The sequence below is a fragment of the Aminithiophilus ramosus genome (genome assembly GCF_018069705.1).
Taxonomy (GTDB): domain Bacteria; phylum Synergistota; class Synergistia; order Synergistales; family Aminithiophilaceae; genus Aminithiophilus; species Aminithiophilus ramosus.
Window position 1 is genome coordinate 2,683,550 of sequence record NZ_CP072943.1, and the last position, 21,907, is coordinate 2,705,456.

A 21,907-nucleotide genomic window follows, 5' to 3' on the forward strand; every position below is an offset into this window, starting at 1 on the left:
ATGTATCCGCAAGAGGGACCTCCCCGAGCGTCCCCTCTCCATGCAGAGATCTCCGCCAGGAGGTATGATTTCCCGAGAATCTCAGAACAGGAGGCGAACCCCATGAAACTCTCCCGGCTTCTGGCCCCGACGAGCCGCAACAACCCCTCCAAGGTCCGCGACGAGGCGGCGATCCGCCTCGTCCGGGGAGGCTACGGCCTTTACGAGCCCTCCTCGGAGGAGCTGCTCCTTCTCCCCCTGGGAGAGGTGACCCTCGGCAACATTTTCGACCTCTTCGACGATCTCTGCCGCGACGAGGGGGGCCAATCCGTCGACAGCGCCTCCCTTCCGGGCGGCGCCCTGTCCATCGCCGTCCGCATCGTCAAGCAGGAGGAACAGCTCCCCCTCCTCCTCTTCGAGCGGCGCGGAAGGGGTCTGGACCTCCTCTCCATCGACGGAGCGTCGGCCCCCGATCCCGACGGCGACCCGATCCTGGAGCGTCTCGGGGAGGAACTTCGCGACAGGGGGCTGGAGCCGGTCCTTCTGGAGAAAGAGCCGGGAGGGACGATCCGCCTGGCCCTGAAGGGCTCCCCGAAGGCCCGCAGAGCCGTCGAGGGGCTGGTCTGTCCCCACTGCGGCTGGGCGGGGACGGCCCACTCGCCCGCTCCGGGACGGATCGTCGATTACGGCCCGAGCCAAGAAGCCCTGAAAGAGGTCCGCACGCCGGGGGCGGACACCATCGCCGAACTCTGCCGTCAGCTCGACCTCCCGCCGGAGCGGACGCTGAAGACGATGTTCTACAGCCTCCCCGCCCCTGACGGAGAGGGACGGCGGGTCGTCGTCGTCCTCATGAGAGGGGACTGCAAGATCAGCGAGGCCAAGGTGGCCGCCTTCTTCGGCGTCGACGAGGTCCGCTTCGCCACGGCCGTCGAGCTTCACGAGACGATGGGCAGCCTGGGGGGCTATCTGGGCCCCGTGGGGCTCCCCGAGGGCGTCACCGTCATCGCCGACGAGAACGTCCAGGGCCTCGCCGACGTGGCCGTAGGGGCCAACAGGGCCGATCACCATCGCACCGGAGCGGCCTGGGGGCGCGACTTCCGGGCCGTCGTCACCGATCTGATCGCCCTCGAGAAGGGAAAGCCCTGTCCGGCCTGCGGCGCCTCCCTCGAAGAGGCGACGTGGCGCGTCATCGCCGAAAGGACCCCTCTCGGCACCCTGCCCGAGGGCATGGATCTCTCCTACCGGGACAGCGACAGGAAGCCCCGCAGACCCCGCCTCGCGACGACGCGCCTCGACGCCGAAGCCCTCCTGATGGCCTTCTTCGACGGAGACACGCTCCCCCTCGACATCGCCCCCTTCCAGGTCCTCGTCACTCCCTGGGGGGAGGGGGAAAGCTCCTCGGCCGAAGCGGCCGAAAGCCTCCACGACGAACTGAGCGAGGCGGGGTTCGCCGTCCTCCTCGACGATCGTTTCGCCAAGGCGCCCCTCAGGGAGGCCGACTTCGACGGCCTGTCCCTGCCGGTCCGCATCGCCCTCCACGACGAGGCGGACTCGGTCCGGGCGACCCTCCACATCGACGGGGAGACGGCCGATCTGCCCCTCGACGACGCCGCCCACTTCCTCTTCCACGCCCTTGGCGGGTCCTGCAGCTGCTGCGACTCCTGAGTCGTCCCCGGAGGGAAAGGGACATGGAGCCCCTTCCCTCCGGGGGCTCTCTGCCTTAGGATAGGAGCGCTCCTCACTCCATCTGCCGGGAGGTCCTTTCATCGTGACCCTTTCCTTCGCCTGGGGCGTCTTGCTGGCCCTGGCCGCCGCCGCCATCTGGGCTTTGGCCCCCGTCCTCTACCGCCGTTCCCTCGATCACGTTTCGTCTCTCGAACTGGGCGCCCTGCGCACCATCGGCTCCGTGGCCGGAGCCGCCCTCTTCCTGGCCTGGAGGGAAGGGCTCCCGGCCTTTTCCCCGCCCCCTCTTCCCCTGCTGGCGGCCATCGTCGTCTCCTCCACCGTCTGGCTCGTCGTCGGCGACTTCCTCTACTTCCTGGCCCTGCCCCGGCTGGGCGTCTCCATCGGCGTCCCCTTCACCTCGGCCTATCCCCTCCTGGCCGTCCCCGCCTCGTGGATCTTCCTGGGCGAGCCCTTCCGCCCCATCGTCTTTTTGGCGACGCTCCTCATCGTCGCCGGCCTCGTCCTCCTGACGCTCCGCCTCGACGAAGAGAAGGGCGACGGGAAATCCCTCACGGCGGGCCTCCTTTTCGCCTTCGGCACCATCTGCTGCTGGAGCTTCGGCATCATCACCAACCGTCTTCTCATGGGGCACATCGCCGTCGCCGGCCTCGAATGGTGGCGGGCCCTCTCCGTCCTCGCCGGCTCCTGGATCGTCTACGCCCTGGGAGAACGGGACAAAAGACCCCTCGGGCGGATCGGGGGAAGACTTCTTTTCGAGATCCTCCTCTCGGGCCTTCTGGGCCTCACCGTGGGCAATCTTTTCTTCACCTACAGCATGAATCACGTCTCCGTCGACGTGGCGACCTGCATCGCCTCCCTGCGCCCCTTTCTGGCGGCGCTTTTTGCCGTCGTCGTCCTGGGCGAATCCTTCTCTCTGCGCAAGGGAGCGGCCATCGCCCTCGTCGTCTCGGGGGCGCTGCTGTTATCCTTTTGAAACGGCGGCAGGAGCCCTTCTTTTACCCTTCCCTCTGGCGCGAGAGCCCCTTTGCTGTTAGGCTCCAGATGCCCCTCAGGGGGGACTCTTGATCCGGGAGGAACCGATGACACCCACCTATCGAACGGTCTTCATCTCCGATCTCCACCTGGGGCTCCGCTGGTGTCAGGCCGAAAACCTCGCCTCCTTTCTGGAGCAGCTTCAGTGCCGAACCCTCTATCTGGCAGGAGACATCGTCGACAGCTGGAAGATGGGTCATCGCCGCCTCCTGCCTCCGTCTCACCTCCGCGTACTCCGGCTCATCGGAGCCATCGCCGGGAAAAGCCGCGTCGTCTACCTCCGGGGCAACCACGACGACCTTCCCGACGACGTCCTGGGGCAGCACGCCGAGGGCATCGAATTCCTCCGCCGCGACATTCACGAGACGGCCGACGGGCGACGCTTTCTCGTCGTTCACGGCGACGAGTTCGACCTCTTCCAGAGGGGACGGTGCCGGCTGGCCCGGATGGGAGCCCGGGCCTTCGACGCCCTCATGTGGTTCGACGCCTGTCACAACCGCCTGCGACGCCTCCTGGGGCTGCAACGCCGCTATCTGGCCTCTTTCCTGAAGCGCGCCATCAAGGATATGGCCGGATCCATGACGGGTTTCGAGGACTCTCTGGCCCGGGCCGCCCACAGACTGGGCCTGGAAGGCGTCATCTGCGGCCATCTCCACCACCCCGCCCTCCGGCACATCGACGACCTCTCCTACTTCAACTGCGGCGACTGGATCCACCACTGCTCGGCCCTGGTGGAGCAGGAGGACGGCCATCTCGATCTCATCGGCTGGAGAGGGCGGGGGCTGACGGCCCTTCCCCTGGCCGGAGAAAGGCCCTTTCTCCCCTTGGGATGAGAACGGCCTGCGAAAAAGGGCGGCTACGGCCGCCCTTTTTCGCAGGCCGGAAACGTCAGACCCTGCCTGCCAGGTCCCGCGGGGCCGGAAGGCCTGCCAGTGACGAGGCCTGGGAGACGGCGTCGACGACGGCTCGCTCCACGGCCCGGACGGCCAGGATCCCCACGACGGAGAGGTCGGCCTCGACGACGGGACGGGAGAGGGCGAAGATCGTATCGCCGTCGACCATGGAATGGGCGGGTCGGAGCGTCCTTCCGTAGCCGTCGTGGGCCATCGAGGCCAGCTTGCCCATCTGGGCCTTGGTGAAGGCCCCGTTGGTGAGGACGACGCCCAGCGTCGTGTTGCCGCCGAAGAGGTCGCGCTTCTCCCTCCAGGCGGCGATCATCTCCCTTTCCGTGTCGCCCTGCCGCCCCTGTCCGTCGCGAAGACCGGCCACGAGACATCCCCTCTCGGGATCGAAGACATCGCCGAGACAGTTGACGGCCACGAGGGCCGCCACTTCCAGCTCCCCCTCCTTCTGGAGGGACCAGCCGATGCCGCTTTTCATGGCCCGCTCCATTCCCAGGAATTTCCCCACCGAGGCCCCCGTTCCGGCGCCGACGGACCCTCTCGCAGGCTCTTCCTCGACGGCATCGAGGCAGGCCTGATAGCCCATGAACCGATCGGGACGGACGCGGCCGTCGCCGACGGTGAGGTCGAAAAGGGCCGCTCCGCAGACGATGGGCACCGTCGTCACCGCCACGTCGAAACCGACGCCCCGCTCCTCCAGGTAGGTCATGATGCCCGACGCCGCGTCGAGGCCGAAGGCGCTCCCTCCGGCGAGAAAGACGGCGTGGACCTTTTCGACGAGATTGACGGGCGCCAGAAGGTCCGTCTCCCGCGTCGCCGGGGCGCCTCCGCGAACATCGACGCCCGCCGAGGCCCCCTCCTCGCAGAGGACGACGGTGACGCCCGTCGCCGCCGCCCTGTCCTGTCCGTGGCCGATGCGAAATCCCTTCACTGCCTCGCCTCCTCTGTGCCTGACGACTCGAGGACCGCCATCGAGACGGCCCCGCCCATTATACCGTCGGTTTTCCCCAGGCCATTTCCAAAAAGGCTTCTTCCCTCTATACTCTAGATGCAAATCATTCGCATAAGGAGGAGAGTCCCTTGAAACGTCCCGTTCTGTCCGGCATCCTGACGGTCATCGCCCTTCTGGCCGTCGTCCTTCCCGCCTCGGCCGACCCCCTGTCGGTCTTCGTCAGCGTCCTGCCCCAGAAGTTCTTCGTCGAGGCCATCGGCGGCCCGTCCCTGACCGTCCACGTCATGGTCCCCCCCGGAGCGAGCCCCGCCACCTACGAGCCCAAGCCCCAACAGATGGTCGAGCTCTCCGGCGCCGCCCTCTACTTTTCCATCGGAGTCCCCTTCGAAAAGGCCTGGATGAAGCGTCTCTCTTCGGCCAACGCCTCTCTTAAAATCGTCGCCACCGACGAGGGAACGGAGAAACGGGCCATGGCCGCCCACCACCACGACGGAGACGACGGCCACGATCACCACCACGGCCACGGCCTCGATCCCCACATCTGGCTTTCGCCCCGATCGGTCCTGACTCAGGGACGCGTCATCCTCAGGGCCCTCGTCGCCGCCGACCCCGAGAGGGCCTCCCTCTATCGGGAGAACTACCGCCGCTTCGCCGCCTCCGTCGTCGCCCTCGACCTGGAGCTTATGGAACGCCTCTCCGTCCTTCCCGAGGGGACGCCCTTCATGGTCTTCCACCCCTCCTGGGGCTACTTCGCCGATGATTACGGTCTGGAGCAGCTTCCCATCGAGGTCGAGGGGAAAGAGCCCAAGGCGGGCGAGCTGACGGCCCTCGTGGAACGGGCCAAGGCCGAGAAGATCGGCGTCATCTTCGTCCAGCCCCAGTTCTCCCGCAAGGCGGCCGAGGCCCTGGCCCGCTCGGCGGGAGCGGCGGTGGAGATCCTCGATCCCCTGGCCGAGGATTGGGACGAAAACCTGCGCCGCGTCGCCGAGGCCCTCGTCGTCTCCGCCTCCCGGCGGCAATAGCCCCTATCGAAGGGCACGCCGAAGGCGCCGTCGACGGCCTTTGCCGCCACAGGCGGAGGGACACGAAGGAGGGGAGGCGAAAGCCTCCCCTCCTTCGTGTCCCTCCGCCGATTCCGCCCTCGGGCCTTCTCCGGCGGAAGGTCGGGCCTCGCGACGATGTCGGGCTCCCCGCCCTCCCTCAGTTGCCGAGAATCTTCTGGAGGATCTGCTGCTGAAGGATCTGGCCCGGATCGGTGGGTTGGACCTTCTCCGGAACGGCCTGGACGTCCTTGCCCTGGGCGGGGGCCTCCTCCCTTTTCGGCTCCAGAGGCTGTTCGATCCTGATGTTGGAGACCTTGGGCGCCTCCGTCGTGCCCCCCACGTCGAGGGTGACGTTGCGGAAGTCCCGCTGGGAGGCGCTCCCGGTGACGCCCTGGAAAAGCCCCTTGAGGAGGGCCTCCGGCGTCTGCCCACCGCTGGTCAGAAGGCCCTCGATGCCGCCGAGGAAGGCGTTGAGAGCCTGGACGTTGACGTTGCCCCTCACGTCGAGGTCGAGTTTCTTGTCGAACCCGACGGAGCCTTCCGCCTCGAGGGTGCGGTAGAGGGCGTCGTCGGGCTGAGCGAGGGCCCGCGTTCCCGGAAGGAGCTGCAGCCCCGAGCTGTCGACGGTGTAGTTGGCCAGGATCGACCGGTAGCGGATGCGGGGAGAGCCGTGGAGCTTGGCCAGAAGCTCGGCCGACCGGAAGCCCTCAAGCTCCCCCTCGCCGACGGAGAGGACGCCGCTGCCCAGGACGGTGCCGAAAGTGACGTTGCCGTTGCCCTTGAAGGAGAGGTCGGCCGGACCGCTGAGGCTGCCCTTCCCCTCGGCGAAAAGCCGCGTGACGGCCTTGAGGTCCGCCCCCTTGACGGAGGCCTCGGCCGTCCAGGTCCCGCGCTCCAGGACCACCGACGCCGATCCCTTGGCCTCGCCGCCGGCGACGTTCGCCCGGGCCCCGTCGATCTTCAGGGAATCCCCGCCGAGAAGGAGGGGGACCTTGAGGTTCGAGACCTCCATGCCCCGGACCCGCAGCGACGACGACGAGAGGTCTCCCCGGCCGGAGAGGACCTTGCCGTCGGCCGATCCCGAGAGGGAGAAGTCGACCTTGCCGGCCATGGCCAGCTCTTCGGCCCCGGGGAGTTTCGCCGTCAGCAGGGCCACGTCGACGGCCGAGGCCTGGGCCGAGAAGGTGCCGCCGTAGCCCTCGCCGACCCGGGACAGATCGGCCTTGGCCGAGAAGGGGGCTCCGCCCACCGTGGCCTCCGCCCGTGAGACCGTGAGGGTCGAAGGCGTCCCCGACGCCTCGACGGCCAGGGCCGTCACGGCCAGATCGGCCACGGTCAGAGCCGGCGATGAGGCCTTGACGGAGAAGGAGGGCGCTTCCGTCGTCCCCGAGAGGGAGACGTCGCCGTCGATCCTGCCGGCGACGACGACGGGAAGGAGGTCCTTCGTCAGGACCTTCGAGAGATCGACGCCCTTCACCGTCCCCTTCAGGTCCAGAGCCTGAGGGGCTTTGGCCGTGTCGATCGTCCCCGAAGCCGCCAGGCTTCCCCCTCCGAGGCGGGCCGAGAGATCGGAGAGGCGGATACGGGAGCCCTCCATCTGGACCGACGCGGAAAGGGCCTCGACGACGGCCCCCGAGGCGCCGATCTTATCGACGGCGACGTCGAGGGGAGCGGCCAGGAGGGCCTTGCCTCCGGGACTGAAACTCCCCGAGGCCCGGACCCCCTCGAGGCGGATCGCCGGCTCGGCGTCGAGACGGGACGAGGTCGCCGTGACGGCGAAGGTGGGCGAGGCGACGGGACCGTCGGCCTTCCAGTCCAGGGAGACCTTCCCCGAGGGGCGGACCGATCCCAGGGCCGGGGCAAAGGCGACGAGGGAGGCCACGTCGAGGTTCGTCACCTTGCCCGAGAGGGCAAGGTGGGCCTTGCCCCCGGCGAGGCCCGTCACCTTTCCCGAGGCCGACAGGGCCGCCTGCCCCCAGCGGGACTGAAAATCCTTCAGGTCCAGCCCCGAAGCGGCGTAGGAGAACTCGGCCTTCGTCCCCTCGAAGAGCTCGCCCTGGAGGCGGGCCCGGGCCGACTCGGCCCTGCCCGTCACGGTGTAGGCCGACGGGTTCCCCTGAAGCTTCAGGGTGACCGAGGCCTTTCCCTGAGGCTTCTGTGCCGCGAGGGCCTCGTCGAGGGCGCCGAGGCCCGAAAGATCGATCTCGGGAGCCCGCAGGGAGAGGCCGAAGCGGATCTCGGGCGAGTAGACGACATCGCCCTCGACGGTCAGGGCCGTCCCCATCCAGGAGGCCCCGCCCGACACCTTCGCCCGGCCATCGGTTCCGAAGAGGGCGTCGACGGAGAGGCCCGTGACGGTCTGCCCTCCGTAGGCGAAACGGGGCGCCCGAAGGAAGGCCTTTCCCTTGAGGGAATCGGCCCGCCCGCCGAGGGTGACGGTGACGGCCTCGATCGTCCCCGTGGCGCCTTCGAGGCCCGGGAAGGTCGAGACCAGGTCGGCGACGGCCACGTCACGGGCCGAAAGGCCGATATCCAGATCGGGAGGGAGCTGGCCGAGGCCGAAGGCCATCCGCCCCGTCAGCGGGATGGCGGCCACTCGGGCCTTCACGTCGGGAAAGCTCAGGGACTTCACGTCATAGCTCCACGAAGTCCGGGCCACGTCGAAGGGGATTCCGGAAAGGCGGCCTCCCTCGAAAAGCAGATCCCCCTCCAGACGGGGGTCGGACCAGGCTCCCCGGGCCTTCAGGGTCGTCGCGAAGGTCCCGGCGAATCCGCGCTCGGCCAGGTCGGGCCAGAGTCGGCCCAGATCGGCCAGGTCAAAGCCCTTGAGATCGGCCGTCACGTCCAGAAGGGGCTCGACGGTCCCCTTCCCCTCGATGCGCCCCTTCCCCACGGCGACGTCCAGATCGGCGACGACGGTCTTCCCGGAAAAGTCGAGGGCGACCTCGCCCTTGACGGGAAGCTCGCGGAAGAGGACATCGACATCGACGTCCAGTCCCCTCTCCCCGAAGGAGGCCTTTCCCGAGGCGAGGTGGAGAGCCCCCCCCGGCGTGGCCAGATCGACGCGGCGCATCGTCAGCCTGGAGAGGGGAAAGGAGACGGCCCCCCTGTCGTGAATCTCGTCGAGAAAGGCCTCCAGGGGAGAGGGGCCCTCCGAGGGAGGCAGAGCGGCCAGAAAGGCGGCCACATCGCCCGAGACCCCCTCGACGGAGAGTTCGTCCAGGGCGGGAGAACCCGAGAAAAGAGAGGAGAAGGCGATCGAAGCGCCGACCCTCTCCGCCGCAAGAAGGGACCGTCCCTCCCCATCGCGGAGGGCAAGCCCTTCGAGGGTGAAACCGGCCAGGGGATTTCCCCGCACCGATCCCATGTCGAGCCGCAGCCCCGTCGCCTCCTCCACGGCCTCCGTGACCTTGCGACCGATCAGATCGGTGACCACGTCGATTCGGGAAAGGGCGAAAAGGGCCACGATGGCGGCTCCCGCGAGAGAGCCGAGGAAAACGAGGCGTTTTTGTCTCTTTTCCACGACCTTCACCTGCCTTTGCAGTCTAGAAAGATTCCTGAAAAATGACCTCTCTCAATAGTACCATGGAAAGCCCAAGGGGGCCCCGCCGGAATCGGGGCCCCCTTGGATGGTGAAGAGGAGGAGTTCTGTCGTCGTTGGTCGACGAGGTGTGGTTATCTTAGGCCCCTCGTCCCTTTCCCGCCTCCGTCGAATGGCCTATCTTCAGGCAGAGGCGGAGGTGGACAGGATCGCGCCGTCTTCTTAAAATGAATTAAATAGTCTCCGAAAAGGAAGGTGGTTACGCCATGACCAGAAAACGGCTGATCGTCGTCGGCGGCGACGCGGCGGGAATGAGCGCCGCATCTCAGATGAGACGCCTCGATCGGGACCGGGAGATCGTCGTCTTCGAGAGGGGCCCCCACACCTCCTACGCCGCCTGCGGCATCCCCTACTTCGTGGCCGGTCTCATCGAAAAGCCCGACGCGCTCATCGCCCGGACTCCCGAGACCTTCCGGGAGAGGTACGCCATCGACGCCCGTACCCTTCAGGAGGTGACGGCCATCGACGTCCGGGGCAGGACGGTCCAGATCGAAGACCGCCGCGAGGGACGGGCCTACGCCATGGACTACGACGACCTCCTCATCGCCACGGGGGCCCTCCCCTTCGTTCCCGACGTCCCCTCCATCGACGCCGAAGGCGTCTTCGGCGTCAACACCCTGGAGAGCGCCATCGCCCTCAGGCGGTTTCTCGAAAACAGGCAGCCGAGGAAGGCCGTCGTCGTCGGAGGAGGCTACATCGGCCTCGAGATGGCCGAGGCCCTCAACTGCCACAGGGGGCTGTCGGTGGCCCTCGTCGAGAGGGCGCCTCAGGTGATGGGCACCCTCGACCCCGACATGGCGGCCCTCGTCGGCGAGGCGATCCGGGACGTCGGCATCACCTTGCGTCTGGGCGAGACCCTCTCGGCCGTCGAGACCGACGATCAGGGACGGGTGCGGGCCGTCGTCACCGACAGGGGAACCGTCGAGGCCGACCTCGTCGTCCTCGGCCTGGGCGTGAGGCCCAACACGGCCCTGGCCGCCGATGCCGGCCTCTCCCTGGGCGTCAGAGGAGCCATCCGCGTCGACGACAGGATGGCCACGCCGACGGAGGGGATCTGGACCGCAGGCGACTGCGCCGAGACCTTCCATCTCGTGAGCCGCCAGCCCTTCCACGTCGCCCTCGGCACGGTGGCCAACAAGATGGGCCGCGTGGCCGGCATCAACCTCGCCGGAGGCGAGGCCCGTTTCCCCGGCGTCGTCGGCACGGCCGTGAGCAAGATCTGCAAGTACGAGGTGGCCCGCACGGGCCTCCTCGAGGCCGAGGCCACCAAGTTCGGCCTCGACTTCACCATGGCCACCGTCAAGACGCGGACCCGGGCCGGCTATTACCCCGGAGCGGGGAGAATCCACGTCAAGCTCCTGGCCGAGAAGGGGACGGGGCGCCTCCTGGGGGGCCAGATCGTCGGCGTCGAGGGGGCGGCCAAGCGGATCGACGTTCTCGCCGCCTGCCTACACGGCCGGATGACCGTCCAGAATCTCGTCGACATGGACCTCAGCTACGCCCCTCCCTTCTCTCCCGTCTGGGACCCCGTCCAGGTCGCCGCCCGGGCCCTGCTCAAGGAGGTCTGATCGCGCCGGCTCAGCCGATCTGACGGAGGAAAGCCGTAACGTCGAACTCCCGGAGCCCCTGGCTCGTCCCGTCCAGGTGCTCCTCCATGGCCGCCATGGCCGCCTCCGGATTCTGTCCCGCAATGGCCTCGACGATCCGCTGATGCTGGGAGAAGACCCGCTTCGACCAGAGCAGGGGCTGTTCGACGATGCGGCGCCTTCGGAGGGGGACGATGACGCGCTCCGTTATGCCCACGAGCCCCTCGTGGACGCGCAGGAGGAGGACGTTCCGGGCCGCCTGGACGATCGTCCCGTGGAGGAGGGAGTTCCAGTGCGTCCCCTCCTCCACGTCGCGTTCCCCCTCGGCGTTGCTGAGGCGGAAGAGCTGATCCAGACAGGCGCGCAGTCGGGCCACATCCTCGTCGCTCCGTCGCGTCGCCGCCAGAGCCGCGGCGGGAACTTCGACGATGCGGCGCATCTCCACGGCCTGGGGGAGAATATCTTCGGGCCAGGCGATGAGAGAATCCAATCCCTGCGTCAGGTCGGCGCCGTCGACGGCCTTGACGAAAATGCCCTGGCGCTCGCGAACCTCCAGAAACCCCCAGGCCTCCAGGGCGATGACCGCCTCCCGGACAAGCTGACGGCTCTCCTGAAGGATATCGACGAGTTCCCGCTCCGTCGGCAGCTTGCCGTCGCAGACCAGCTGCCCTTCCCGCACCAGCCGGAGAATCCTCTCCGCCAGCGCCTTGCGCTTGGCATTCACGCCCCGTCACACCCCCACATGGCATCGAAGAAACTCTTGCGGAAATTGCATGCTTGCCCTCTTCCCGCAGCAATGCTATTATAACCTCGGTCCCTCTGATCAATCATGGTTGACCAGAGACGCAAGCCCCCTCAAGGGCCACAATTCGAAAGGTTTCGGATACGACGCGAGAAAGCAGGTGTCCTCCTTTGAGAAAAGCCTACGACGTACTCATCATCGGGGCGGGCGTCATCGGCTGCGCCATCGCCCGGGAGCTGTCGCGCTACAGACTGCGCGTCGCCGTTGTGGAAAAAGATCTCGACGTGGGCCTCGGAACAAGTTCCCGCAACAGCGGCGTCCTCCACGCGGGCTTCAATTACAGGCCGGGAACGCTCCAGGCCCGCCTCGACGTCGAAGGAAACGCCCTCATGAGCGGTCTCTGCCGCGACTTGAAGGTGAAGATCCGACGGATCGGCAAGCTGACGGTGGCCCGCGATGCCTCGGAGATCGGGGCGCTGGAGGCCCTGAGGGAACAGGGCGAGACCAACGGCGTCCCGGGGCTGGAGATCGTCGATCCCCGCTCCATGGAAAAGATCCAGCCCGGAATCCGGGGCGCGGCGGCGCTCTGGTCGCCGACGAGCGCCATCGTCTGCCCCTACGGCCTGACGACGGCTCTGGCCGACAACGCCTTCCGCAACGGCGTCCATTTCCACCTGGGGCAGGAAGTGGTCGCCATCGACCGCGAGGACCCCTCTCCCTTTCAGGTTTCCTCGCGCCGCGGCGATCGATGGGAGGCGAAGGTTCTCGTCAACGCCGCCGGTCTCTTCGCCGACGCCGTCGCTTCCATGGCGGGCGTCGGGACCTACCGTCTCTATCCCTGCCGGGGAGAGTACTACATCCTCGACAAGCGTCTCGGCGGAAGCCTGTCGACGCTGGTCTATCCCGCTCCCCGGAAGAACGCCCCGGGGCTGGGGATTCACCTGACGCCCACCGTGGACGGGAACATCCTCATCGGCCCCAGCGCCGAGTACGTCGACGCCCCCGAGGATTACGCCTGCACCGCCTCCGTCATGGCCAGGCTCCAGGCCGAGGGGAGAGGCCTTTTCCCAAAGCTTTCGACGGCGGACTTCATCGGCAACTTCGCCGGCATCCGGCCCAAGCGGACCTCCCCCGACGAGGGGGGCAATCGCGACTTCGTCATCGAAGACCGCCTGGACGTCCGGGGCTTCATCAACCTCGTCGGCATCGAGAGCCCCGGCCTGACCAGCGCTCCGGCCATCGCCGCCATGGTGCGCGGAATGATCGGCCGCCATCTCGACCTCGAAGAAAATCCCTCCTTCACGGCCCGGCGGGAGGGTCTGGAGGGGCGTTTCAGCGAGCTTCCTCCGGAGGAGAGGGCCGATCTCATCGCCTCCAACGGCAACTACGGCGAGGTGATCTGCCGCTGCGAACAAATCACCCGGCAGGAGATCATCGACGCCATCGGCAACCCCATCGGCGCCCGCACCCTCGTGGGAATCAAATACCGGTCCCGAGCCATGATGGGACGCTGTCAGGGAGGGTTCTGCATGCCCCGCATCATCCGCATCCTGAAAGAGGAGTTCGGCTACGACCCGAAAGACTTCCTGCTCCGAGGGACGGCGTCGCCCCTTTTCGTCGGCTCCCTCCGCGACGGGAGGGTCGACCGATGAACGTCCGGAAACGCGATCTCGTCGTCATCGGAGGGGGACCGGCGGGGTTGGCCGCGGCCATCGCCGCAAAAGAGGCCGGCTGCGACGACGTCCTTCTCGTCGAGCGGGACCGCATCCTGGGGGGCATCCTGAACCAGTGCATCCACGACGGCTTCGGCCTCCACACCTTCAACGAGGCCCTGTCGGGGCCCGAATACGCCTCCCGCTACATCGATCGCCTTCGCGGGCTCCCCATCGACGTCTGCGAGGGAACGATCGTCCTCAACCTCTCCAGGGATCGCCGTCTCCAGATGAGTTCCCGCCGCGGCTACGAGATCGTCGAGGCCAAGGCCGTCGTCCTGGCCATGGGATGCCGTGAGCGTCCGAGGGGAGCCCTCTCCATCCCGGGGACGCGGCCCGCCGGGATCTTCACGGCCGGGGCGGCCCAGAACCTGATCAACATGGAGAACGTCATGGTGGGGCGTCAGGCCTGCATCCTCGGCTCCGGCGACATCGGCCTGATCATGGCCCGGAGGATGACCCTTGAGGGAGCCCGGGTCGAAGCCGTCTTCGAGATCCTCCCCTATTCGAGCGGCCTGCCCCGCAACATCCGGCAGTGCCTCGACGATTACGGCATTCCCCTCTTCCTGGGCACCACGGTGACGCAGATTCACGGCCGAGACCGGCTCGAGGGGATCTCCGTCGCCCCTGTCGGCCCGGACCGCCTGCCCTGCGGGACGGAACGTTTCGTCCCCTGCGACACGCTTCTTCTCTCGGTGGGGCTCATCCCGGAAAACGAACTCTCCCGGGAGGCTCGAGTCCCCCTCGACGGCCGGACCAACGGAGCCGTCGTCGACGACACCTTCATGACGGAGGTCCCGGGGATCTTCGCCTGCGGCAACGTGCTCCACGTCCACGATCTCGTCGACTGGGTCTCCCTGGAGGCTTCCCGGGCCGGAGCCTTCGCGGCCCGCTACGTGGCCGAGGGAGGACCGGCAGGAGAGGCGACCGTCGAGGTCCGCCCCGGCGAGGGGGTGCGCTACACCCTCCCCCAGAAGATCGGCGGACGGAGGGACTGCTGCCTCTCGCTGCGCGTCACGGCTCCGGCCCGCAACCGTTCCGTCGCCGTCAGGGAGGGGGAGCGCCTCGTCAAGAGTCAGCGCTTCGCCCGTCTCCATCCGGCCGAGATGATCCGCCTCGATCTCAGGGCGGCCGACGTCGAAGGCTGCCACCGTCTGGAGGTAACCGTGGAATGAGCCTTCGCGAGTTCGTCTGCGTCGTCTGCCCCAACGGCTGTCTCCTTTCCCTGGAGATTTCCGCAGAAAAGCCCGCCAAGCTCCTCTCCCTTTCCGGTCAGGGCTGTCCGCGGGGGGAAATCTGGGCCCGCCAGGAGATCGAAAACCCCCTGCGCACCATCGCCAGCAGCGTCCTCGTCGCGGACGGCGATTTCCCCCTGGTCAGCGTGCGCACCGACGCCCCCATACCCCTGGCTTCCGTCCCGGCCGTCATGGCCGAGATCCGTCGCCTTTCCGTCGAGGCCCCGGTGAGGATCGGCGACGTGCTCCTCGCCGGTCCGGCGGGAACGGCGTGCAACGTCATCGCCACCCGCTCCGTCAGACGCATCTGAAAGGGCGGGACCGTGCCGGACCGCGCAGGAGACAGAGCCGCGTCGCAGGAGGAACGTTTTTCAGCGAGTCCCGTCGGGAACGCCGCCCCCCTCGGGCCTCCGAAGCGGAAAGAGGAAAGGAGCGTTTCGGAATGGCAAACAGCGTCGACGTCCTTTTTTCCGGCTTCCCCGGAAAGGCGGAGCAGACCTATCTGGGGTGGAGCACCGTCGCCCTCGTCCATACGGACGAGGGTCCCCTCCTCGTCGACACGGGAGGGCACGGGGCAAGGCCCTTCCTCGTCCGCGCCCTGGCGGAGCGGGGCCTGCGCTGCGAGGATATCGGCCACGTCTTCCTGACCCACCTTCACTTCGACCACTGCGCCAACCTATCCCTTTTCCCCAAGGCCCTCTTCTATCTGAGTCGGGCCGAGTGGGAACATGCCTGGACGGGAGAGGACCCCTGCACGCTCGAGGGGGTCTTGCCCCCCCTGAAAGGGGAATACGCCAAAAGGCTCGTCGAAACCGACGGCGAGGAGATTCTGCCCGGCCTTCGGGCCTACCTCACTCCGGGCCACACTCCGGGATGCCTCTCCCTGGTGGGCCGCGAGGGCCGTCAAAGGTGGGCCGTCTGCGGAGACAGCGTCAAGAACCGCATCGAGTTGATCCGTGAGGAGGTGGCCATGACCCGATCGCCCGAGGCGAGCGCGGAAAGCATCAGGAAGGTCAAGAAGATGGCCGACAGGGTTCTTCCCGGCCACGACTGCTGGTTGCGGATCGAAGAGGGGGCGATCGTCCCGGAAGGAGGAAACGACATCGAGATAACGTTGCCGGAGGGCATGTCGATGGGAGGCAGACGGATCATAACCCTGTCGTTGGATTGAGGGAGGGATTCACCGTGGAGTACCTCGGGATAGGAGAGTATTTCGTCGTGTTCGTGGGCCCCGCCATAGCCCCGATTCTGGTGTTGTGCTGGTTTTTAGCGAAAGACGGATCGAACCCCTAGAAGAAAGAGGAGGTGTCTTTCTCGTGAACGGAATCGCCTTCGGGCTTGTCGGCTATTTCGTCATCATCGTCGCGATCAGCTATGCCTCGACGCGGCTTCGGCCCATCGAGAATCAGAGCGACTACATCATCGGCAAGGGCTTCGGAAGCGTCGTCACGGGGCTGGCCTGCGCCTCGACCCTGGCCAGCGGCTATGCCTTCATCGGCCTCGTCGCCCTGGGCTACCACATGGGGTTCCTCGCCCTCTACCAGGCCATCCTGGCCCCCCTTTTCGACTTTCTCTGCTGGCGCTTCGTGGCTCCCAAGGTCAAGGCCTTATCTTCCAAACACCGTTCTCTTACGGCCGTCGACCTCCTGGCCTCCCTCCGCGGAGACCCGACCCATCTGATCCGCATCCTCAGCGGCATTACCGTCGCCCTCTTCATGTTCGCCTACCTGGGCTCCAACATCATCGCCGCGGGGAAGGCGGCCGGAGCCCTGAAAATCGACTACACGACGGCCATCCTGGGCTCTTCGGTCCTCGTCATCCTCTACGTCATGTTCGGAGGCGTCACCGCCGCCTACTGGGCCGAGGCCTTCCAGGGACTCATCATGGTCTGCATGTGCCTTTTCATGCCCGTCGCCGCCATCGTCCACATCGGCGGCCTCGGGGCATTCTTCACGAAGCTGCACCAGATCGACCCCCTCCTCGTCTCCTGGTCGGGAGGTCGGGCCGGCTGGCCCCTTTTCGCCGCCCTCTGGCTCTGGCTCGGCGTCGCCCTGGGCTTTCTGGGACAGCCTCAGGGGCTGCAGAAATTCGTGGCCATCGAGTCGGCCGGCAAAATCAAAGGGGCCGCCCTGATCGCCGTGACCTTCAACACCATGCGCCAGTATTTCCCCCTCATCCTGGGCCTCTGCTGCAGGATTCTCTTCCCCTCCCTCCAGGACGCCGAACTCTCCACGCCGACTTTCATCAGCTCTTTTTTCCCCAACTTCATGGGCGGCCTCATGCTGGCCGCCGTCTTCGCCGCCATCATGTCGACGAATTCCTCTCTTCTGTTGCAGGGAACGGCCGAACTCTCCGTCAACGTCCTGAGAAAGGGCTTTTTCCGCAACATCCCGAAGAGCGAGAGGTTCTACAAGCTCTTCAGCCAGATCTGCACCCTGATTTTCGGCGCCGTCGCCCTTCTTCTGGCCATGATGAAAGTCGATTCCGTCTTCAGCCTCAACCTTCTGGCCTGGGCCGGCCTGGCCGCCTCTTTCGGCCCGGGGCTCATCCTGGCCATCTACTGGAAGAAGACGACGCACCAGGGCATCCTGGCCGGCATCGTCACCGGAACGCTCTCGGCCTTCCTGTGGTACCACGGGGGGAAACCCCTCCTGGGACTCCATCAGGGAACGGCCTCCTTTTTCATCGCCTCGGCCGTGGTGATCGCCGTCAGCCTCGTCACCTACAGGGAAGAGGTCCGCGCCCTCTGACCCACCGGTCTCCTCCGACGAAAGCGCCTCCCCCGGAAGGAACTCCACTTCCCGGGCAAAGGCGGAGGAAGCGTCGGCTTTCCCGTCCTTCCGGGGAAAAGGCGCGTCGCGAAACCGACGATTCCACGCGGCCCGTCCTTCGATCGCCCTCGACGATCGGAGGACGGGCCGTACCCGTCGGTTGCCCGTGACCGGAAGGTCGCGCCTCGGCAGACCGTGCCGTCCCCCGCAGGCGACGACGCGCCACCGCCCACGGGGGACGGGGAGAGAGGCTCCGCCCCGTCCGAGGCCGCGCCGGATCTCGCCCCCGGGGAAAAGGCTCGAGCTCGAGCACCGCCGATTCTGAGCGGGGCGGCCCCTCGAGCGCACCTCGCTTCAGGGGCCGAATGTCCTTCCTGCCCGTCGCCGTCGGAAGCGACGGAAGAACCTTCGAACCGGCCATCCCCCGCCTCTCCCGACACCGTCTCATGGGACCAGGCAGGCCCGTGAGACGGACAAGAGAGGCGAATCCTTTATTCGGACGACATCGACCGAGATCCGCCGAGGCAGGAAGGGAGGTTTTTCGAAGGGGTATTTGATAGAATAGCCTGAAGAAGTGAACTTTTCGCGGAAAGGAGGAACGGGATCGACGGACTGCCTCGCCCCGCGGCGGCAGGAAACCGGAAACCATTTCGCTGTTCAGAGGAGGATTCGTCATAAGATGAAAAGAAGAAGCCCCATCACCGCCCTGGCCCGTCTCCTTCTGGCCCTGGTCCTCGCCTTCTCCCTCTCCGCCGAGACGCTGGCCTGCACCTCCGTCTTCGTCGGCAAGGAGGCCTCGGCGACGGGCAAGGTCCTCATCGCCCGCAACGAGGATTACCGGTCCGGATGGGCCAAGCACTTCATCGTCAACGAGGCCGTCGACGTCGCCTCCGGAGACGTCCAGACCCTATGGAGCGGCATGGAACTGGGCTATCCCGAAGGGATGACGAAGACGCTCAAGTACTTCTCCGTCCCCGACTGGGTCTACCTGGAAGACGACGAGTACGTCCCCATGGACGAGGTGGGCATCAACGAGGCCGGCGTGGCCGTCTCGGCCACGGAGACTCAGGGACAGAACGACACGGTGCGCACCCTGGGAATCAACCCCCTCGACGGCCTCATCGAGGAATCGCAGATCCCGTCGATCATCCTGCCCAGGGCCCGCACGGCCCGCGAGGGCGTGACGATCTTCGGAGCCGCCATCGAGACCTTCGGCGCCGAGGAGTCGGGCGGGTTCGCCATCGCCGACAAGGACGAAGTCTGGTACATCGAGTACTCGGGACGGCTCTGGGCGGCGGCCCGCGTCCCCGACGACCGCTACATCATCGTCCCCAACGAGAACGTCCTCTCCAACTTCAACCCCGCCGACGGGGAGAACTTCCTCGGAGCCGCCGACGTCCTGCCTCTGGCCCGGGAGAACGCCCTTCTGCCCGAGGCGGAGATGACCGACGCCTACGTCGCCGCCTACGGCTTCAACTTCGCCAAGGCCTTCGGCTCGGTGGGCAACTTCGCCGGCAACGGCGTCCGCGTCTGGTGGGGCCATCAGCATTTCACCCCCTCGCTCGTCCAGAAGCCCGCCCAGGAGCAGTACCCCTTCTTCATGAAGCCCGACGAGAAAATCACGAAGAAGGCCATCATGGACTTCCTCAAGTCCGACAACTACTACGGCACGACCTACGAGAACGCCAGGCCCGCCGTGAGGGACGTGGCCCGTCCCATCGCCGTCAGGACCAACATCGAATCGCACATCGTCGAAATGGGCCAGGACGACGAGACGCCCGGCGCCATCGGCAACGTCCTCTGGCTCGCCATGGGCAACGTCCACGACAGCGTCTATCTCCCCTTCTGCTCCGGCATCACCGAGATCCCCGAGGCCTACGGCAAGGGGACCGACGTCCGCGACGAAGAGTCGGCCTTCTGGGCCTTCTACGGACCGGCCAAGGATGCCCAGGGAAGCGACGACGCCTACGGGACCAAGCTGGAGAGGGCCCTCCAGGCCTACTGGAACCCCTACCAGGAGGCCCTCCTGGAGGCCCATGACGACTTCATCGCCTCGGCGAAGCGCAAATGGAGCGCCATCGGCACCGCCGACGCCGCCTCGGACCTCACGGCCTACCTGAACGACCAGGCCCGGGTCTTCTCCGAAAAGGCCCTGGCCAAGTCCCAGGAGTTCGCCGTCGAAATCGCGGCGATCGTCGACGTCGTCTCCGACGACCCGACGGTCTCCGACGACTTCGCGCCCCTCTTCGACGAGGCCGACGCCCCCAAGGCCGAAGACGTGGCGGGCTACGTCACCGCTTCGGGCTCCTCGTCGGGCGGATGCAGCGCCGGGGCCTTCGCTCCCGCGGCCCTGCTGCTGCTGGCACCTCTCGCCTTTCTCCGCCGCAGGAGCTGAGCCACGGCGCGACGGCGAAGGAGGCGGCGCCTGGGGCGCCGCCTCCTTATCTTTGCGTTTCTGCCGCGGGAATCGGGTCGGCTCAGACGATCCGGAAGGGAACGACGGCCGTGGGGTCGATGACGCGGAAGGTGAAGGACTCGGAGAGGAAGAAGCGGACCTTGCCGTTGCTGGCCTCTTCGAAGCCGATGGAGTAGTCCTGGCCGACGACGAGCTCGAAGTCGCCGCCGCGGAGGGAGACGACGAGAGCGCCGTCGAAATGGGGCGCCAAGATGACTTCGTCGACGAGGGATTCGACGCGCTTGCGCAGGGGATAGCCCTCGGAGCGGGTCTGAAGGACGTCCCAGAGGGCGGGACCGGCCACGAGGGCGTAGGGCCCCTCGACGGCACCGGCCTGGAGACGGCGCACGGCCTGGGCCAGTCCGGCCAGGATGGTCGCCCCCGTCTCGCAGGAAAGATCCAGGGCCTGATCGGCGCCGGCCTCGACGAGGCCGACGACGCAACCCCTTTCGAAGCCTTCGAAGACGGCCTTCTCCTCGAAACGGGCCATTTTCACGGCCGCCTCGACGACGGGGGCCAGATCGGGATCCTTGGCCCCACGCTCGATGTTGTCCAGCTCCCAGCGATCGAGCTCGAAGGAGACGCGGGCCTCGACGAGGGGCTGAACGGCGTGCACGCCGAAGCAGACGTCGCCCTCGCAGCGATTTTCGGGCATGTTCAATCTTCCCAGGGGAACGGCGGCGTAGTCCCAGCCCTTGGGACCGGCCACGTCGACGAAGCGCCGCGCCGAAAGATGGGCCTTGAGGGCCCGGCGTGCCTGCTCGTCGATCTCCTCCCAGGCGCTTGCCGTGATGGGGGCCAGAGAACGCTTGAGAATGTCCATGGAATCGATGCCTCCTTTCTCCAGAAAAACCTAGCGGCCCAGCCTGCCGATGCCCAGGCTTCGGGTTCCCGCAGAGCTGGCCGGAGCTTCGTCTCCGGTGGCACTCTCTTCGATCTCGGTGATGGGAGCCTCGGTGAAGAGATACGTCCGGAGAGCCTCGTCAACCTCGGGCATCGTCCGGCGAAGCCATTCGAGCACCATAGCGGCGTGCTCGATCTCTTCGTCGCGGTTGTGCTTCAGGATGGCCTTGATGGCCTCGTCCTGGCTCGCCGTCAGCCGCTGATGGTACCAATCGACGGCCTCGATCTCCTCCTTGAGGCTGTTCAGAGCCCTGACGATGTCGCGCGCCTCGGAAGTCAGTTCCGCCACAGGTTCGTGATACATCCCTTTCGGACCTCCTTTCGGATCGGCCTGGCCGATCGTTCCCGTCCCCTATCATAGAGCAGAGAGGGCGTGAAGGCAAAAGGCAGGGGCCGAGAGACCCTACTTCCACTTGCGGGCCAGTTCGGCAAGCAGTCCCTCGTCGCGGAGGGCCTGCAGGGCCTCGTTGACGGCGTCGAGCCTGTCGCAGGCCTCCCTGGGCAGGGCCAGGGCCTTTTCGGCCCCGATCAGCTTGAGGGTGAAGGCGAGACGGAAGGAACCTCGGTGGAGGGCGCCGGCGGCGTAGCTCGCGGCGACGGGCTCATCGACGAAGACGGCATCGACCTCCCCCGCCGCCAGGGCCGCGAAGGCCTCGTCGAGACGATCGAAGGCCCTGCGGAGAGGAAACTTGAGGTCGATGACATAGCGATCCTCCGCCGTTCCGGGCTGAACGGCGACGACCCGGCCCCGGAGCGCCTCGGGCCCTGTGGGGAAGTAGTCGCCTACGGCGACGACGAAGGCGCTGGGCGTGATCTCGTAGGGATCGCTGAAGGCGACGTGACGGGCTCTCTCCGGCGTGCAGCTCAGGCAGGCGGCGACGAGATCGATCTCGCCCCGCTCCAGAGCCGGGATGAGGGCGTCGAAGGGCATCTCCACCCACTGCACGGCCCACCCCAGCCGCTCGGCCAGAGCGGCGACGAGGTCGACGTCGAAACCGACGAGAGATCCCGAGACGTCTCGGAACTCGTAGGGCGGGTAGGTGCTTTCCGTCCCCACGCGAACAACGACCCCCTCGGCGGAGGCCACGGAGCAGGCCAAAAGGAGGGCCGCCAGAAAGAGGAGGACTCGCATCGCCCGACCTCCCTTCCCTGATAATGGAAATGCAATTGGATAGATGAACAGTTTCTAATATACCCTGAACGGAGCGGATGCGCAAGAGAGCCACGAAGGGGCAACGGCGCTCCTCTGACTGCAACGGAAGCGCCTGATCGATCAGGCCTCCGCGATCTCTCCGAGCAAGCCGATAG

At 66.8% G+C, this 21,907-nt stretch carries 17 protein-coding genes; 11 read left to right on the top strand and 6 right to left on the bottom strand.

The annotated features are described in order from the left end of the window. Window positions 1-102: 102 nt before the first annotated feature. The 3 genes from KAR29_RS12230 (at window position 103) to KAR29_RS12240 (ending at window position 3,530) form a co-directional block, all read left to right on the top strand. A complete protein-coding gene (locus KAR29_RS12230) occupies window positions 103-1,644 on the top strand; it encodes a YbaK/EbsC family protein (protein ID WP_274373267.1) in 1,542 nt (513 codons plus the stop codon). Between the two features lie 103 nt (window positions 1,645-1,747). Next, window positions 1,748-2,638, top strand: coding sequence for a DMT family transporter (locus KAR29_RS12235; protein WP_274373268.1), 891 nt, complete (start codon window positions 1,748-1,750; stop codon window positions 2,636-2,638). A gap of 106 nt (window positions 2,639-2,744) precedes the next feature. Beyond that, entirely contained in the window at window positions 2,745-3,530 is a 786-nt protein-coding gene (locus KAR29_RS12240) for a UDP-2,3-diacylglucosamine diphosphatase (RefSeq protein WP_274373269.1), read from the top strand. Window positions 3,531-3,585: 55 nt separating this feature from the next. Here the strand turns inward: KAR29_RS12240 and KAR29_RS12245 are convergent, their stop codons facing one another. Next, complete coding sequence (locus tag KAR29_RS12245) at window positions 3,586-4,530, bottom strand: P1 family peptidase (RefSeq protein ID WP_274373270.1); 945 nt, start codon at window positions 4,528-4,530, stop codon at window positions 3,586-3,588. Window positions 4,531-4,679: 149 nt separating this feature from the next. Between KAR29_RS12245 and KAR29_RS12250 the strand changes: the two genes are divergently transcribed. Next, window positions 4,680-5,573, top strand: coding sequence for a metal ABC transporter solute-binding protein, Zn/Mn family (locus KAR29_RS12250; protein ID WP_274373271.1), 894 nt, complete (start codon window positions 4,680-4,682; stop codon window positions 5,571-5,573). Window positions 5,574-5,751: 178 nt separating this feature from the next. On the opposite strand, the gene KAR29_RS12255 is transcribed toward KAR29_RS12250, so the two are convergent. After that, window positions 5,752-9,117, bottom strand: coding sequence for an AsmA family protein (locus tag KAR29_RS12255; RefSeq protein ID WP_274373272.1), 3,366 nt, complete (start codon window positions 9,115-9,117; stop codon window positions 5,752-5,754). Between the two features lie 284 nt (window positions 9,118-9,401). Here KAR29_RS12255 and KAR29_RS12260 point away from each other — a divergent pair, with 284 nt between their 5' ends. After that, window positions 9,402-10,763 carry an FAD-dependent oxidoreductase gene (locus KAR29_RS12260; protein ID WP_274373273.1) on the top strand — a complete coding sequence of 454 codons (1,362 nt, stop codon included), beginning with the start codon at window positions 9,402-9,404 and terminating at the stop codon, window positions 10,761-10,763. 10 nt (window positions 10,764-10,773) lie between these two features. Here the strand turns inward: KAR29_RS12260 and KAR29_RS12265 are convergent, their stop codons facing one another. Then, window positions 10,774-11,505, bottom strand: coding sequence for a FadR/GntR family transcriptional regulator (locus KAR29_RS12265; RefSeq protein WP_274373274.1), 732 nt, complete (start codon window positions 11,503-11,505; stop codon window positions 10,774-10,776). Between the two features lie 188 nt (window positions 11,506-11,693). Here KAR29_RS12265 and KAR29_RS12270 point away from each other — a divergent pair, with 188 nt between their 5' ends. The 6 genes from KAR29_RS12270 (at window position 11,694) to KAR29_RS12295 (ending at window position 19,636) form a co-directional block, all read left to right on the top strand. After that, window positions 11,694-13,175 (top strand): NAD(P)/FAD-dependent oxidoreductase, encoded by a 1,482-nt coding sequence (locus KAR29_RS12270; protein WP_274373275.1) that lies wholly within the window; start codon window positions 11,694-11,696, stop codon window positions 13,173-13,175. Then, window positions 13,172-14,410 (top strand): NAD(P)/FAD-dependent oxidoreductase, encoded by a 1,239-nt coding sequence (locus KAR29_RS12275; protein ID WP_274373276.1) that lies wholly within the window; start codon window positions 13,172-13,174, stop codon window positions 14,408-14,410. The genes KAR29_RS12270 and KAR29_RS12275 overlap by 4 nt, the downstream gene beginning before the upstream one ends. After that, a complete protein-coding gene (locus KAR29_RS12280; RefSeq protein ID WP_274373277.1) occupies window positions 14,407-14,781 on the top strand; it encodes a DUF1667 domain-containing protein in 375 nt (124 codons plus the stop codon). Before KAR29_RS12275 ends, KAR29_RS12280 begins: the two co-directional genes overlap by 4 nt. A 131-nt stretch (window positions 14,782-14,912) precedes the next feature. After that, window positions 14,913-15,641, top strand: coding sequence for an MBL fold metallo-hydrolase (locus KAR29_RS12285; RefSeq protein WP_274373278.1), 729 nt, complete (start codon window positions 14,913-14,915; stop codon window positions 15,639-15,641). 145 nt (window positions 15,642-15,786) lie between these two features. Beyond that, window positions 15,787-17,220, top strand: coding sequence for a sodium/proline symporter (locus KAR29_RS12290; RefSeq protein ID WP_274373279.1), 1,434 nt, complete (start codon window positions 15,787-15,789; stop codon window positions 17,218-17,220). Window positions 17,221-17,920: 700 nt separating this feature from the next. Then, on the top strand, window positions 17,921-19,636 hold the full coding sequence (locus tag KAR29_RS12295) for a C69 family dipeptidase (RefSeq protein ID WP_274373280.1): 1,716 nt from the start codon (window positions 17,921-17,923) through the stop codon (window positions 19,634-19,636). An 82-nt stretch (window positions 19,637-19,718) separates the two neighbouring features. On the opposite strand, the gene KAR29_RS12300 is transcribed toward KAR29_RS12295, so the two are convergent. The 3 genes from KAR29_RS12300 to KAR29_RS12310 all read right to left on the bottom strand — a co-directional run bounded on the left by KAR29_RS12300 (window position 19,719) and on the right by KAR29_RS12310 (window position 21,731). Then, on the bottom strand, window positions 19,719-20,519 hold the full coding sequence (locus tag KAR29_RS12300; RefSeq protein ID WP_274373281.1) for a family 1 encapsulin nanocompartment shell protein: 801 nt from the start codon (window positions 20,517-20,519) through the stop codon (window positions 19,719-19,721). A gap of 30 nt (window positions 20,520-20,549) precedes the next feature. Continuing rightward, entirely contained in the window at window positions 20,550-20,903 is a 354-nt protein-coding gene (locus KAR29_RS12305; protein ID WP_274373282.1) for a ferritin-like domain-containing protein, read from the bottom strand. A 99-nt stretch (window positions 20,904-21,002) separates the two neighbouring features. After that, the gene (locus KAR29_RS12310) at window positions 21,003-21,731 is read right to left on the bottom strand and encodes a transporter substrate-binding domain-containing protein (RefSeq protein ID WP_274373283.1); all 729 of its coding nucleotides are present in this window, start codon (window positions 21,729-21,731) and stop codon (window positions 21,003-21,005) included. Window positions 21,732-21,907: the final 176 nt, after the last annotated feature.

Excerpts from the sequence above, each read along its gene's own strand:
- KAR29_RS12230 (WP_274373267.1), top strand. The coding sequence starts at position 103 with ATGAAACTCTCCCGGCTTCTGGCCCCGACGAGCCGCAACAACCCCTCC.
- KAR29_RS12240 (WP_274373269.1), top strand. The coding sequence starts at position 2,745 with ATGACACCCACCTATCGAACGGTCTTCATCTCCGATCTCCACCTGGGG.
- KAR29_RS12260 (WP_274373273.1), top strand. The coding sequence starts at position 9,402 with ATGACCAGAAAACGGCTGATCGTCGTCGGCGGCGACGCGGCGGGAATG.
- KAR29_RS12275 (WP_274373276.1), top strand. The coding sequence starts at position 13,172 with ATGAACGTCCGGAAACGCGATCTCGTCGTCATCGGAGGGGGACCGGCG.
- KAR29_RS12280 (WP_274373277.1), top strand. The coding sequence starts at position 14,407 with ATGAGCCTTCGCGAGTTCGTCTGCGTCGTCTGCCCCAACGGCTGTCTC.
- KAR29_RS12285 (WP_274373278.1), top strand. The coding sequence starts at position 14,913 with ATGGCAAACAGCGTCGACGTCCTTTTTTCCGGCTTCCCCGGAAAGGCG.
- KAR29_RS12295 (WP_274373280.1), top strand. The coding sequence starts at position 17,921 with ATGAAAAGAAGAAGCCCCATCACCGCCCTGGCCCGTCTCCTTCTGGCC.
- KAR29_RS12300 (WP_274373281.1), bottom strand. The coding sequence starts at position 20,519 with ATGGACATTCTCAAGCGTTCTCTGGCCCCCATCACGGCAAGCGCCTGG.
- KAR29_RS12305 (WP_274373282.1), bottom strand. The coding sequence starts at position 20,903 with ATGTATCACGAACCTGTGGCGGAACTGACTTCCGAGGCGCGCGACATC.
- KAR29_RS12310 (WP_274373283.1), bottom strand. The coding sequence starts at position 21,731 with ATGCGAGTCCTCCTCTTTCTGGCGGCCCTCCTTTTGGCCTGCTCCGTG.